General features: G+C 41.5%; 13 protein-coding genes. 4 read left to right on the top strand and 9 right to left on the bottom strand.

The genetic code is table 11. The features are described 5' to 3' along the window. Window positions 1–120 precede the first annotated feature (120 nt). The 5 genes from HYG89_RS00495 to HYG89_RS00515 form a co-directional block, all read right to left on the bottom strand. Window positions 121–429, bottom strand: coding sequence for a hypothetical protein (locus tag HYG89_RS00495; RefSeq protein WP_004971573.1), 309 nt, complete (start codon window positions 427–429; stop codon window positions 121–123). Between the two features lie 238 nt (window positions 430–667). Further along, window positions 668–1,987, bottom strand: a complete 1,320-nt coding sequence (locus HYG89_RS00500; protein WP_004971574.1) for an adenylosuccinate synthase — start codon at window positions 1,985–1,987, stop codon at window positions 668–670. Window positions 1,988–2,056: 69 nt separating this feature from the next. Further along, window positions 2,057–3,223, bottom strand: coding sequence for an ATP phosphoribosyltransferase regulatory subunit (locus HYG89_RS00505; protein WP_004971576.1), 1,167 nt, complete (start codon window positions 3,221–3,223; stop codon window positions 2,057–2,059). Between the two features lie 164 nt (window positions 3,224–3,387). Further along, window positions 3,388–3,702: a hypothetical protein gene (locus tag HYG89_RS00510; protein WP_004971580.1), complete on the bottom strand. Its 315-nt coding sequence runs from the start codon at window positions 3,700–3,702 to the stop codon at window positions 3,388–3,390. A gap of 135 nt (window positions 3,703–3,837) precedes the next feature. Then, window positions 3,838–4,872: a type I glyceraldehyde-3-phosphate dehydrogenase gene (locus HYG89_RS00515; RefSeq protein WP_096901062.1), complete on the bottom strand. Its 1,035-nt coding sequence runs from the start codon at window positions 4,870–4,872 to the stop codon at window positions 3,838–3,840. Window positions 4,873–5,334: 462 nt separating this feature from the next. On the opposite strand from HYG89_RS00515, the gene alaS reads away from it, so the two are divergent. The 3 genes from alaS (at window position 5,335) to csrA (ending at window position 9,879) form a co-directional block, all read left to right on the top strand. Continuing rightward, window positions 5,335–8,028 (top strand): alanine--tRNA ligase, encoded by a 2,694-nt coding sequence (alaS, locus tag HYG89_RS00520; protein WP_178865555.1) that lies wholly within the window; start codon window positions 5,335–5,337, stop codon window positions 8,026–8,028. Between the two features lie 65 nt (window positions 8,029–8,093). Continuing rightward, complete coding sequence (locus HYG89_RS00525) at window positions 8,094–9,374, top strand: aspartate kinase (protein ID WP_004971586.1); 1,281 nt, start codon at window positions 8,094–8,096, stop codon at window positions 9,372–9,374. A gap of 250 nt (window positions 9,375–9,624) precedes the next feature. Beyond that, complete coding sequence (csrA, locus tag HYG89_RS00530; RefSeq protein ID WP_004971589.1) at window positions 9,625–9,879, top strand: carbon storage regulator CsrA; 255 nt, start codon at window positions 9,625–9,627, stop codon at window positions 9,877–9,879. Window positions 9,880–10,035: 156 nt separating this feature from the next. Here the strand turns inward: csrA and rnhB are convergent, their stop codons facing one another. Beyond that, complete coding sequence (gene rnhB, locus HYG89_RS00535) at window positions 10,036–10,620, bottom strand: ribonuclease HII (RefSeq protein WP_286416765.1); 585 nt, start codon at window positions 10,618–10,620, stop codon at window positions 10,036–10,038. Between the two features lie 89 nt (window positions 10,621–10,709). Further along, window positions 10,710–11,096 (bottom strand): hypothetical protein, encoded by a 387-nt coding sequence (locus tag HYG89_RS00540; protein ID WP_004971594.1) that lies wholly within the window; start codon window positions 11,094–11,096, stop codon window positions 10,710–10,712. 523 nt (window positions 11,097–11,619) lie between these two features. Between HYG89_RS00540 and HYG89_RS00545 the strand changes: the two genes are divergently transcribed. Continuing rightward, a complete protein-coding gene (locus HYG89_RS00545) occupies window positions 11,620–12,183 on the top strand; it encodes a cytochrome b (protein WP_178865557.1) in 564 nt (187 codons plus the stop codon). 96 nt (window positions 12,184–12,279) lie between these two features. Here HYG89_RS00545 and HYG89_RS00550 read toward each other — a convergent pair whose 3' ends face one another. Both HYG89_RS00550 and HYG89_RS00555 read right to left on the bottom strand, forming a co-directional pair. Then, on the bottom strand, window positions 12,280–13,281 hold the full coding sequence (locus HYG89_RS00550; RefSeq protein ID WP_178865561.1) for an adenosine deaminase: 1,002 nt from the start codon (window positions 13,279–13,281) through the stop codon (window positions 12,280–12,282). 99 nt (window positions 13,282–13,380) lie between these two features. Next, the gene (locus HYG89_RS00555; RefSeq protein ID WP_096901065.1) at window positions 13,381–14,703 is read right to left on the bottom strand and encodes an NCS2 family permease; all 1,323 of its coding nucleotides are present in this window, start codon (window positions 14,701–14,703) and stop codon (window positions 13,381–13,383) included. Window positions 14,704–14,739 lie beyond the last annotated feature (36 nt).

Here is a 14,739-nt window from a genome sequence, read left to right on the forward strand (position 1 = left end):
AATCAATTATATGAAATCAATTCAAGGCTTTAAATCTATAATCACTTCATAAACATATCATTTATGTAAACAACGCCTAAGCTGTGTACAGATTGTATGTCTGAGCGATCAATCACTACCCTAGTAAAGAAATTGATAACACAACCAAAATACTAAACAGAAAACATTTAAACCCAAGTAAATTTTAGACACTACTTCTACTTTTTCTTCCATTTCTGGATTTTTGCGTTTGTAGAGTAGGTAAGCATTTTGAATCAGAATCAGTGGCACCAAAATACAGGCAAAAATAACGCTTAAACCAATAAATGCCTGATACATAATATTCGGATCATGCTTTTGCGATAAAATCAGCATCATGGCAATGGTCGGTGCGCCGCCCATCGCAAACAATAAAGAATAAAAAATCGTACTGGTAATATTTTTATGCATCCTGCATAACCTTAATTAAATTTAATTTTCTAAAGCCATTGTAACAAGCCACCCTGCTCTGCACAGCGCCAGTCATCTGCAACTTTAGTCTTGAAAAAACAACTCACTCAGCATCATCTATAATGTTTCCAAAAATGAGTCGCTATTGAAACTGAAACAACAGCAATAAAAAGCCCCATCATTTAGACAGGGCTGAATACATCATCAGAGCTTAAATGCTATGCTAAAGCACAACGACTTAAGCATCAAATGGATGACGTAATACGATAGTTTCTGCGCGGTCTGGACCTGTAGAAATAATGTCGATTGGACATTCAATTAACTGCTCAAGACGTTTGATGTAGTTCACTGCATTTTCAGGCAATTGTTCTACACTGGTCGCACCCACAGTCGACTCAGACCAACCCGGCATTGTTTCGTAAATTGGCTTTAAGTTTTCGTATGCAAGCGCATCAGAAGAACCTACGCAACCTGAATCGGTATTTTCATAACCTACGCAGATTTTAATTTCTTCTAAACCGTCCAATACGTCTAACTTGGTCAAGCAGATACCAGAAAGTGAGTTTACATCGACTGAACGACGTAAAATTTCGGCATCAAACCAACCACAACGACGTTGACGGCCTGTAGAAGCACCGAACTCGTGACCTACAGTACCTAAGTGTTTACCAATCGCATCACCTACGTCATTTGCTGCGTCATACACCAATTCAGTTGGGAATGGGCCTGCACCTACACGTGTGGTATAAGCTTTGGTAATCCCTAAAACGTAGTCTAAATGTAATGGACCTAAGCCTGAACCAGAGCTTACACCGCCCGCAGTTGTATTCGATGAAGTCACATACGGATAAGTACCGTGGTCAACATCAAGTAATGAACCTTGCGCACCTTCAAACATAATGTTGTCACCGTTTTTACGGTAATTATGAATTTCAGTCGTTACATCAACCACTAATGGTGCAATCACTTCACGCCATTGGTCACATAGCGCTAAAACTTCATCTAACTGAACTGCTTCAACACCGTAGTATTGTGTCAATTGGAAGTTGTGATAGTCCAATAATTCAGTCAATTGAGCGCGTAGTGCTTCACCGCCACGAACCAAGTCAGCAACACGAATCGCACGACGTGCAACCTTGTCTTCATAAGCTGGGCCAATACCACGACCTGTTGTACCAATTTTGGCATTACCACGTTTTTTCTCACGTGCTTGGTCAAGTGCAATGTGGTTCGGCAAAATAAGCGGACAGTTTGGTGAAATACGTAAACGCTCTTTCACTGGCACGCCTTCTTGTTCCAAAATACCCATTTCTTTAATGAGTGCTTCAGGAGAAAGTACTACACCATTACCAATTAAGCACAGTACGTTTTCACGTAAAATACCTGATGGAATGAGGTGTAATACAGTTTTCTTACCACCAACCACGAGAGTATGGCCTGCGTTGTGTCCGCCTTGATAACGAACGACTGCCGCCGCCTGATCTGTGAGCAGGTCGACGATCTTACCTTTACCTTCGTCGCCCCATTGGGTACCAAGTACCACAACATTCTTGCCCATAATAGCCTCATTACATCATGCTGTTAAAATTGAAAACCAAGACCTGTAACATGAAACATGCCTTGGCGATTAAATTTTTTCGACTGTCCACTCACCATTTGCAAGAACCAATTGGTGCGTTGCGTATGGAACCGAGTTTAAATCATCATTACCCAACAATTGAATTACACTAAAGCCTTGCGCACGTGTGTTTTGGATAGCCGCGATTAAATCAGGTTGTGAGCCTTTAGGCGCAACAACAACAGACGATGATTCAAAACGACCTGCACTTAATACAAACAAGTCACAAGAGAAACCTGTTGCAGGGCGCGCACGTCCGAAATGCTGACCAATGCCATCATAACGACCGCCTTGTGCCAATGGTGCAGCACGATTTGGCGCATACACTGCATACATTAAACCTGTGTGATAGTGATAAGAACGCAGCTCAACCACATCAATACCAATATGCAAGTTTGGCCAACGCGCCTGAATTTCAGCTTGTGTTGCTTTAACAGCTTCAAACGCTTGCTTAAATTCGGCATTTGCCAATACTTCAGCACTTAAATGAGCCTGCAAAGCAGTTAAATCACTGGCATAGCGACCTAAAGCATAAAAATCTGAACCGAAGTTTAAATCTTGGGTAAATTCTGCCAGTTCTGGTAATGCTTTACGCTGATATAGATCTGACAATTGACGTTCAGTGGCTTTGCTTAATTCTGCTTGTTTAACCAAGCTACGGAACAAACCGACATGACCCAAGTCTAAATGCACACCTTCTGCCAGACCTGCTTCTTTTAGCAAGCTGAGCATCAGATCAACCATTTCTACATCGGCATCAATGCTGTCTGAACCAAATAACTCTGCACCCAATTGCAATGGTGCACGTGTGGTATTAAAACCTTGTGGTTTGGTATGTAAAACCGTACCTGCATAGCAGTAACGTGCAATGCCATCTACAGGATGTACATGCGCATCAATACGCGCCACTTGGGGTGTCATATCGGCACGCACACCCAGCAAACGACCTGAAAGCTGGTCGATGACTTTAAATGTGGCAAGGTCTAAATCTTGATTCGATTCTGAAAGAGAAGATAGAGATTCAATGTATTCTATGAATGGCGTGTACACCAACTGATAACCTCGAGATGCGAGGAAATCCAGTGACTTACGACGCAAGCTTTCAATCACTTGCGCTTGTTCTGGTAATACATCAGCTACACCATCAGGTAATAACCATGTCTCTGAAATGGGCATGTTGTAAACCTAAATTCTTGTTTGCGCGGAACGAATCCGCATAAAAAAATCGGGAGCACACCCGATTTCTCCTAGTTTAGCATGATACTTTTGCTCATGCACCTGACTTTTTCTGAAATATGCGGTAAAAAATATGAATACACCACATCTTTCAAAGCCGTCATTTAAAAGTCCTGATTTGATTTGACCGCCTTTGCCAATAAACTGACCAACTCAGCATTTTGCATTTCAAGCTGTGCAGTTTTTTGCACAGTTTTATCGAGCGCATCTTGCTGAACCTGCATCTTTTTGGCCAAATCTTGCATAATCTCCAACGTCTTTTTTAGATGCTCTTCTAAATGTAATACTTTTTGCTCGACTTGCTGTTGATGCTGCACATCACTGCTGCTGTCTGCCTGATTTTTAAACTGCAACCAAATCAGAAAAATGACGGCAAGTGCCAGCAAAAAAATAAATCCCCACAATAAAATAATCATCATGCCACTACTCTATTCAAATTTTCTATGCAAACTTTGTTATATCAATCAGTGAATTAACTGTGAATACGAATTATAAAATCTTTCATCACTATTACATGCTTTTTACACTTTGTATATGTCTTAAAAAGTAGCCGCTTACACCGCCCGTTGACTAAAAGATTCACACAAATCTAGTAAACGGTTGGCATAACCCCACTCGTTGTCATACCACGCAAAAACTTTGGCTTGATGACCCACGACCATGGTTTGACTTAAATCGACAATTAAAGAATAAGGTGAATGGTTAAAGTCGCTCGATACCAAAGGCTCATCGGTCACTTGCATAATTTCGGCATAATCATGCGCTGCCGAAGCACACAACACCTGATTCAATTTATGCACCGTAATTGGCGACTGAGAAATAAAAGTTAAATCAATGGCTGCAACATTGATGGTCGGCACACGAATCGAATAACCATCTATCCGATCTGCCATTTTTGGCATGACTTGTTTTAAAGCACCTAGGGCAGAAGAAGTTGTAGGAATAATATTTTGTCCTGATGCACGCGCACGACGTAAATCGCGATGCGCCTGATCCAATACAGTTTGATCGGCTGTGACTGCATGAATTTCAGTCATTAATGCGGTATCAATTCCGAAAGCATCATCAATGATTTTAACTAATGGTACTAAAGCCTGCGTGGTACAAGATACGCTGGAAATAATTTGGTCGGTACTTTTGACTTCATGATGATTCACACCATAAACAATCGCAGCATCTACAGTATCGAATGGTGCAGCACCAATAATTACACGTTTGGCGCCCGCAGTAATATGCTGCGTTGCCGCCTCGCGGGAACGGAACAACCCTGTACATTCCAATACCACATCAACATTTAAGGCTTGCCACGGTAATTGCGCAGGTTGAGCCTGATTCAACACCTGAACTTTTAATTGCGCCAAACCTGCAGAAATATTCAAAAAAATCTGTTCATTTTCGAGGCTAATTTCCACCTGTCCTTTAAAACGACCATGGGTACTGTCATATTTAAATAAATGAACCAAGGTTTCTACATCGGCAATGTCATTTATGGCGACGATTTCAAAATGAAAGTCTTTGGGATTTTCAAACCAAGCCCGCAGCACATTGCGCCCGATTCTACCAAAGCCATTGATTGCCACTCGTTGCATGACCGATCCTTTCATAATGAAATCAAAATTTAAGCACAGACTATGTTAATAGATTTTGAGGTCTTACTGAAAAAAATCAGATCAATTCTGCGAATTTTCACGCAATTTGTTGTTTAATTCGGCAAATCAAAAATATCAGCTTTGACTTTCTAGCTTACATTTACGTTTTCTTAAATTTTGTATTCTACTTTATGGCAGTTCGGCATACTCCGTGACCTACAGTAAACGCTTATTTTGAATGTAAATGTTCATCATCTTCTATTGCAAAGATTTATTCTGCGTAATCGCAACCAAGTTTGCGTCAGAATTGTCATCTATTCACACTAAAATGATTGGTGATAATGGCTTTTTCCGTTATAATTTGGCGTTTTTAAAATTTTAAGCCTGCATGACAGCAAAAGAATTATTTTTGTCAGACTGTCTTGCGTTTAGCCCAATCGGAAATTATGGAGTGACTTGGTTGTGAGTACTCGTTTTATGACATCAGCTGAAATTCGTGAAGCATTTTTGCGTTACTTTGAATCGCAAGGGCATACACGTGTCGCATCGAGTTCTCTAGTACCCGCCAATGACCCAACCCTGTTATTTACCAATGCAGGTATGAACCAGTTTAAAGACTGTTTCCTTGGGTTAGAAAAACGTGATTATGTACGTGCTGTATCGTCACAAAAATGTGTGCGTGCAGGCGGTAAACATAACGATTTAGACAATGTGGGTTATACCGCACGTCACCATACTTTCTTTGAAATGTTAGGTAACTTCTCGTTTGGTGATTATTTCAAACGTGATGCAATTAAATTTGCTTGGGAATTTTTAACCAGTGAACAATGGTTAGCGCTACCAAAAGACCGTTTATATGCCACGGTTTACCACACCGATGATGAAGCATTTGACATCTGGAACAAAGAAATTGGTTTAGATGCTTCTCGTATTATCCGTATTGGCGATAACAAAGGCGGCCAATATGCTTCAGACAACTTCTGGGCAATGGGTGATACAGGTCCTTGCGGTCCGTGTTCTGAAATTTTCTATGATCATGGCGATCATATCTGGGGTGGCTTACCAGGCACACCTGAAGAAGATGGCGACCGTTTCATTGAAATTTGGAACAACGTATTCATGCAGTTCAACCGCACTGCAGATGGTGTATTACACCCGCTTCCAGCACCTTCTGTAGATACAGGTATGGGCTTGGAGCGTATTTCTGCAGTATTGCAACATGTGAATTCAAACTACGAAATTGACCTGTTCCAGCACTTACTCAAAAATGCAGCACAGATTATTGGTTTAGACACGACTGAGCTTGAGGCAACTGCACAGCAAACTGGTAAACCTGTAGACTACCCTGCTTCACTTAAAGTAGTTGCAGACCATGCCCGTTCTTGCTGCTTCCTAATTGCTGATAGCGTAAATCCATCGAATGAAGGTCGTGGTTATGTATTGCGTCGTATTATTCGTCGTGCAGTACGTCACGGTAACAAACTTGGCGCAACAGGTTCATTCTTCCACAAAATGCTCCAGCCTTTAATTGAGGTGATGGGTCAGGCCTATCCTGAACTTGCAGCACAACAAGCGCGTATTGAAGCGCAACTTCTAAAAGAAGAAGAACAATTCGCCAAAACACTTGAGCAAGGTTTGAAATTGCTTGAAGGTGAATTAGCGCAACTGAAAGGTTCTGTGATTCCAGGCGAAGTCGTATTTAAACTGTATGACACTTACGGCTTCCCAACAGATTTAACTGCAGACATTGCTCGTGAACGCGACTTGACCATTGACGAAGCTGGCTTTGAAGTTGAAATGGCAGCACAACGTCAACGTGCACGCGATGCAGGTAAATTTGCAGTTGACTACAACTCAATTGTAAAAGTTGAAGGCGAAACTCAATTTGATGGCTATGACGCAACAACTGGTCAGGGTCAAATTGTGGCTATTTATAAAGATGGCGAACAAGTCGATGAAGTGGTTGAAGGCGATGAAGCTTTAATCGTACTCAACCAAACCCCGTTCTATGCAGAAAGCGGTGGTCAGATTGGCGATACGGGTCTATTTAAAAACGAAACAGGTATTTTTGAAGTTCATGACACCAAAAAGTCTGGCGGTGCCTTTGTCCATCAAGGTATTGTTACCATGGGCAGTTTAAAAGCTGCGCAAGCGGTGGAAGCGATTGTAAAAGCAGACATCCGCGAAGCAACTGCACGCAACCACTCTGCAACCCACTTATTGCACGCTGCCCTACGTCAAGTTTTAGGCGCACACGTACAGCAAAAAGGTTCGTTGGTTGCTTCTGATATTTTACGTTTTGACTTTGCCAATGACCAACCTGTGTCATTTGAACAATTGCAAGAAATTGAGCGTTTGGTAAATGCAGAAGTCATTGCCAATACCTCAGTTTCTACTGAATTACTGGATATTGAAGCAGCCAAAGCCAAAGGCGCAATGATGCTATTTGGTGAAAAGTATGGCGATGAAGTTCGCGTACTTTCTATGGGTTCAATCATTGAAGATAAAAACTTCTCCATTGAACTTTGTGGCGGTATTCACGTGAAACGTACAGGTGATATTGGTCTGTTCAAAATCATCTCTGAAGGTGGTGTTGCAGCTGGTGTACGTCGTATTGAAGCAATTACAGGCAGCAAAGCCGTTGAAGCCGTTCAAAAAACTGAACGCGATATCAACAGCATCAATGCTTTGTTGAAAGCACAAAAAGACCAAACTTTAGAAAAAGTGAATACATTGGTCGATACAGCATCTAGCCTTCAAAAGCAGATTGAACAGCTCAATCAAAAATTAGCGCACTTCCAAGCAGCTGAACTTTTAAGTCAAGTACAAGAACTTGCTGGACGCACCACGCTCATTACCACTGTACAAAATATGGATGCAAAATCACTGCGTAATTTGCACGACGGTGTAAAATCCAAACTCGACCAAGCAGTGATTGTACTTGCAGCTGTAGAAGGCGATAAAGTCAGCTTAATCGCTTCTGTTGCACCAGACTTTACTGCTACGATTAAAGCAGGAGACATCATCAAACACTTGGCTACAGAACTAGGTGGTAAAGGTGGTGGTAAACCTGATTTGGCACAAGGTGGCGCGCCACTTAACGAGAACTTTGCAACGGTGATGGCAGGTTTAACTGCTTGGCTTGCGGCAAAATAATCTCACTTTTTGTGTAACTGACCCTGAGCAGGTAAATTCGGGGTCATGGCTTATATGGAACAACTATGGCACTAATCGTTCAAAAATATGGCGGTACCTCAATGGGTACTCCCGAGCGCATTTTAAATGTTGCTCGTCGTGTGAAGCGCTGGCATGATCATGGCCACAAAGTAGTGGTTGTCGTTTCTGCCATGAGTGGCGAAACCAATCGCCTACTCGCTCTCGCGAAAGCCATTACCGAAACCCCTGATCCGCGTGAATTAGACCAAATGGTGTCTACAGGCGAACAGGTGACGATTTCGATGTTAGCGATGGCGCTGAATTCTATTGGCGTTGCAGCAAAATCACTAACTGGTCGCCAAGTTGGTATTCAAACTGACAGCGCATTTACCAAAGCACGTATTGAAGCGATTAATACTGACGTGTTAACTGAAAACCTAGACGCAGGCCGTGTGATTGTGGTTGCTGGTTTCCAAGGGTTTGATGCTGAAGGTAACACCACGACTTTAGGTCGTGGCGGTTCTGATACTTCTGGCGTTGCACTTGCTGCTGCATTGAAAGCCGATGAATGTCAAATTTACACTGACGTAGATGGCGTTTACACCACAGACCCACGCGTTGCGCCAAAAGCCAAAAAAGTAGATCGTATTTCTTTTGAAGAAATGCTAGAAATGGCTTCTTTAGGTTCTAAAGTATTGCAAATTCGTGCGGTTGAATTTGCAGGTAAATACCAAGTACCTTTACGTGTATTATCAAGTTTTGATAATGACAATGATGGCGCATTCGACGAAGATTTTAAACAAAATGTCGGCACACTCATTACTACTGAATTGGAAGACAACATGGAACAACCTATCATCTCAGGTATCGCGTTTAACCGTGACGAAGCAAAATTAACTATTTTAGGTGTGCCTGACGAGCCAGGTATTGCATCTAAAATCTTGTCACCTATTGGCGCTGCCAATGTTGAAGTCGACATGATCATCCAAAACGTAGAAGAAGATGGTACAACTGACTTTACCTTTACTGTAAACCGTGGCGAACTTGCCAAAGCAAAATCAATCCTTGAAGCAACAGCTAAAGAAATTGGTGCGCGTGAAGTGGCTACACGTGGCGACATCGTGAAAGTATCTATCGTAGGTGTAGGTATGCGTTCACACGCAGGTGTTGCAAGCAAAATGTTTACTGCACTTGCAGATGAAGGCATCAACATTCTAATGATTTCTACTTCTGAAATTAAAATTTCAGTCATTATTGAAGAAAACTATTTAGAGCTTGCAGTACGTACTTTACACACTGTATTTGGTCTAGATCGTGAAAGCGGTGAGTCTAGCGCACGCGCTTAATACGCCCCTGTCAGAAAATGTAATTGTCTGACAAATTTTGCGAAAAAGTACAAAAAAATAGAGCCACTATAGTTTTTTTTATAGTGGCTCTGTTATATTGAGCAACATGCTTTCATAAATTTTGGCAGCGCTGTATCTTATAAAATAAATAATGATACGTTCCGTTAAAATTTACTGGTTTTTATTTGGTTGTGACTTTTAAATTGCTTTAAAAATCAATGCAGGTTTAGCATTTTGCAAGGAGATAAACATGCTGATTCTGACCCGACGTGTCGGAGAAACATTAATGATTGGGGACCAAGTCAGCGTGACTGTGCTTGGTGTCAAAGGTAACCAAGTTCGTATTGGTGTAAATGCCCCGAAAGAAGTATCGGTTCATCGTGAAGAAATCTATCAACGTATTCAACACGAGCGTGCCATGCATGAGCATTTGCAACATTTAGATCAAGATTATCAACCTTCATTTGAAGAAGATAACTACTCGCAAAATGACTTTAATCGTTAAACGATTAAGGTAATTGAATATAAAGCGGCTCATTTGCCGCTTTAAATTTTTCTGCTGAATGCTTTTTAAAAACTCGCATCATTTCAGAGTTGCTCGCTGATTCGAAGCATGTAAAGACTATTTTACAGGCAACTCAGCACAAGTTTTGCATGAAAATTACTGTGAGTTTTCCATTAATTCTAAAGCTTTACGCACAGGTGCAAAACTACGTCGATGTGCCGCAATCACGCCATGCTGTGCAATGGCTTCAAAATGTGCTTTGGTTGGATAACCTTTATGTTTGGCAAAACCAAATTGTGGAAATGCTTGATCAAGCAATACCATTTCACGGTCACGCGCCACTTTAGCTAAAATACTGGCTGCCGAAATCTCTGCATGTAATGCATCTCCCCCAACAACGGCATCACAAGACATCGCTAAACCCTGCGGAATTTTATTGCCATCGACCAAGACATGCTCAGGTTGAATAGATAAGGCTTCCACCGCACGACGCATCGCCAATAACGACGCTTGCAAAATATTCAGTTCATCAATTTCGGCTGCAGATGCTTCTGCAATTGCCCAAGCCAAAGCCTTTTCCTGAATTTCAACAAATAACTTTTCACGCTTTTTTTCTGTCAGTTTTTTAGAATCATTTAAACCTTCAATCGGGTTATTCGGATCTAAAATAACTGCCGCAGCGACAACAGAACCCACTAAAGGCCCACGCCCTGCTTCATCTACACCTGCAATTTTCATCATCTTTTTCCAGAAAAATAGGCTGAAATCTTCAGCCTATCTCACGATGCGAGTCACCACGCATGATCTTTACTTTTACAGAATCAGTAAACTTATCTTACTGCTTCTGCCACACATGCATTAATGGTTCGAGATACCGCATTGCTCACAATGGTTGCACGTGCAGCAGGGTCAATTGCTGCGGTGGCTAAATCTACTGCAGTTACGTTTTGTGGTGCTTTTTCACTGACACAACCACAAATTTCCGCTTGAACATTTTGCTTTTGCGTTGGTGTCATAACACGTGTCGCAGTGTGCCATGCAGGAATGTTGTTTAATTCAGTCACACACTTGGCATTAATTGCAATTTTAATCGCCGCCATACCCAATTGTTGAGTTGCTGTCGGTGCAGTTGTCGTTCCTGTAGTAGTACCTGTAGTGGTGGTACATGCAGATAAAACCAAAGCGATAGGTGCCAATACAGCAAGTAGTTTTTTCATGGATATTTCCTGTATTTAATATTCAAGTCATTTGAGTGAAACAATGCCGCTATTGTGCCTAAACTTGTTTGACGAAGGAATAGCTTTTTGCAATTTCTACATTCATGTGCTTAGGCTTAAGGCTAGGGGCTGTTGACAATTCTTCTATGTTTGCGACATGAGAGATATATCTCGCAAGGTTTTTTAGCCGATATAAAGCATGAGGTAGGAAATTTAGTCATTCTAAATGACTGACTCATAACGCAATAGCAGCAAAAAATATGCTTGTCCTGAAAGGCTGTGGCTAAAACTTTCTCAGATTGCGTTATGAAACTTGGCAATAGTCTCGCTATTCCCTGCGTTTCATGCCTGATCTGCTCAGTTTTAGCCTACAGCGCAAACCATTTATGAAATATCAACAGCCCCTCAAGAACGCTATTTTTTTGCAGCGTTGCAGATTTTCAACACTCCGTTGCAGGTGGATACTTTTTTCGCTACATGCTGTTGTTTAGCATGCAAGCACACTATTCGCCTGAAACACAACATGAACAGTTCTCATTCATATTACACCCGTACCGCACAAGTTTTACATTGGCTCATGGCGATTATTTTTATTGCCGCATGGGCAATCGGTTTTTTCAGTGGCAACTTTTTGAGCTATGAAGCCGATGGCAGCTTCAAAGGTGATGTAATTACCCTGCATAAAAATGTCGCCACACCGATTATATTTTTATTGGTGATTCGCTTATTTTGGCGTTACACCCACCCTGCGCCACAACTGCCTGACAGCATGTCACCGTTGATGAAAACACTAGCGCATTTAGGACATCTAGGTCTGTATTTTATGCTGATTGCGATTCCAATCACGGGCTGTTTGTTTAGCTGGAGCGTGGGTAAACCTGTGCCTGTGTTGTATTTATTTGAAATTCCAGCCTTGGTGGATAAGAACCCCGAACTATTAGCAATTGTTAAACCTGTACATACTTATTTGTCTTGGTTTGCAGGTGTAATGGTAGTCGGTCACGTACTTGCCGCACTGAAACATCACTTTATTGATAAAGATGACGTACTTCGCAGTATGACTCAACAAGGCAAGTCATCTAACTAAAACTTTAAAAAAAATTCACAACACTCTCCCACAAAAAAGCAGCTTGATTGAAGCTGCTTTTTTTTGTGATCTAACATCGTGTGCATTACATTAAGTTCAAGCCAATGCCTGAATTTGATCTATCCATTTTTGTTTTTCTTCAGCCGAAATGAACGAGGCTTCAAAAGAATTGATTGCCAATTGTTTCAGTTCATCATTGCTTAAATCTAAAGCTTGGCTAATAGCAACAAAGTTATCATTCATATAACCACCAAAATAAGATGGATCATCTGAATTAACTGTCACTTTAACACCCTGCTGCAATAAACGGCGGATGTTGTGCTGTGCCATATCATCCACTACGCATAGCTTTAAATTACTCAATGGACAGACCGTGAGCGGCATTTTCTCTGCAATTAGACGTTGCATTAATACAGGATCTTCTTCAGAACGCACACCATGATCAATACGGTTTACTTTCAGTAAATCTAATGCTTCCCAAACATATTCGGCTGGCCCTTCTTCGCCTGCATGTGCCACGACTAAAAAGCCTGCTTCACGTGCTTTGGCAAAGACACGTTCAAACTTTGAAGGTGGATGTCCAACTTCGCTTGAGTCCAAACCCACTGCGATAATTTGATCTTTATAAGGCAAAGCCTGTTCAAGTGTGGCAAATGCTGCATCTTCGCTTAAATGACGCAAGAAACACATAATTAAATTTGAACTGATGCCTAATTTTGTTTGCGCATCATCACAAGCACGTTGTAAGCCATTAATCACGGTTGCAAATGCCACACCACGCTCGGTATGGGTTTGCGGATCAAAAAACATTTCGGTATGTACCACACGGTCTTCAACACATTTTTCAAAATATGCCCAAGCCAAATCGTAAAAATCTTGCTCATGCACCAACACTTGTGCGCCTGCATAATAAATATCTAAAAAAGACTGCAAGTTATGAAAGTTATATGCTTGTTTGACTTCTTCTACGGACTGATAAGGGATGTCTATTTGGTTGCGCTGCGCAATGGCAAACATCAATTCAGGTTCAAAAGTACCTTCAATATGCACATGCAATTCTGCTTTAGGTAATGCACAGATTAGCTCAAGTTGATTCATGTTCTGTCCTTTTTGCTATTTTATGGGAGAATATTAAAAAATTGATCAAAATAAAAAAGGGTGCAAACTGAGTTTACACCCCTTTTCAGTTTAAGAATATTAACCGCCAAACATGGCAAATTTTAATGCCCAAAGTGCAGCAATAATCCACACCATATAAGGTACAGACTTGGCTTTGCCAGTGAGTAGTTTAATCAGCGCATAGCTAATAAAGCCCATAGCGATGCCATCGGCAATAGAATAAGTAAATGGCATGAACACGACTGTTAAGAATGCAGGCACGGCTTCGGTGATGTCATCCCAATCAATATGCACAATGCCTTGAATCATCAACACACCCACAAATAACAAGGCAGGTGCAGTCGCAAAACCTGGTACCGATTGCGCAAGTGGTGCCAAGAACAAACAGGCAATAAACAACAAGCCAACAATCACTGCGGTTAAGCCTGTACGACCACCCGCTGCAACACCTGCAGATGATTCAATATACGGCGTTGTTGAAGATGTACCCAATGCCGCACCTGCAACAATTGCAGAAGAATCGGCAAAAAGTGCTTTTTTCAAACGGGGTAATTTACCATCTTGCAACAAGCCTGCACGGTGTGAAACACCCACTAAAGTACCTGTAGAGTCGAATAAATCGACTAAGAAAAATACGAAAATTACGCCAATTAAACTTGCTGTAAATAGACCTTCAAAGTCCATTTGCATAAAAGTAGGTGCAATAGATGGAATTTCACCAACCACACCTTTAAATTCGCTTAAACCTAAAGCTGTTGAAATAGCAGTCAGCACCAAAATACTGATGATAATTGCACCACGTACTTTAAAGTGATGCATTACTACAACCATTAAAAAGCCAAGTAGCGCTAACAGTACTGATGGTTGTTTTAAGTCACCCAAGCCCACCAAAGTCGCAGGATTATCAACAATAACACCTGCATTTTTTAGGGCGATTAAAGCTAGGAATAAACCAATACCACCGCCAATGGCTAGTTTTAATGACATGGGAATGGCATTAACAATGGCTTCACGGATTTTAAACATGCTAATGGCAATGAAAATAATCCCTGATACAAAAACTGCAGCCAAAGCCGTTTGCCAAGGCACACCCATGCCTAAACACACCGAGTAAGTGAAATAAGCATTTAGCCCCATGCCCGGTGCCAGTGCGATTGGGTAGTTAGCAACAATCCCCATCACTAGGCAGCCAATTGCTGCGGCTAAGCAGGTGGCGACAAAGACAGCTCCATGATCCATTCCTGTTTCAGATAAAATCATTGGATTGACAATAATGATGTAACACATGGTTAAGAAGGTGGTTACACCCGCCAAAATCTCGGTACGGAATGTGGTCTTGTTTTCGCTTAATTTGAATAAGCGCTCAAGCATTCCCGCTGAGGATGGATTAGGAGTCGTCATGACCTAGCCCCTGTAAATAAACTGAATTTGCAGTAT

The organism is Acinetobacter sp. SwsAc5, assembly GCF_013391485.1.
Taxonomy (GTDB): domain Bacteria; phylum Pseudomonadota; class Gammaproteobacteria; order Pseudomonadales; family Moraxellaceae; genus Acinetobacter; species Acinetobacter towneri.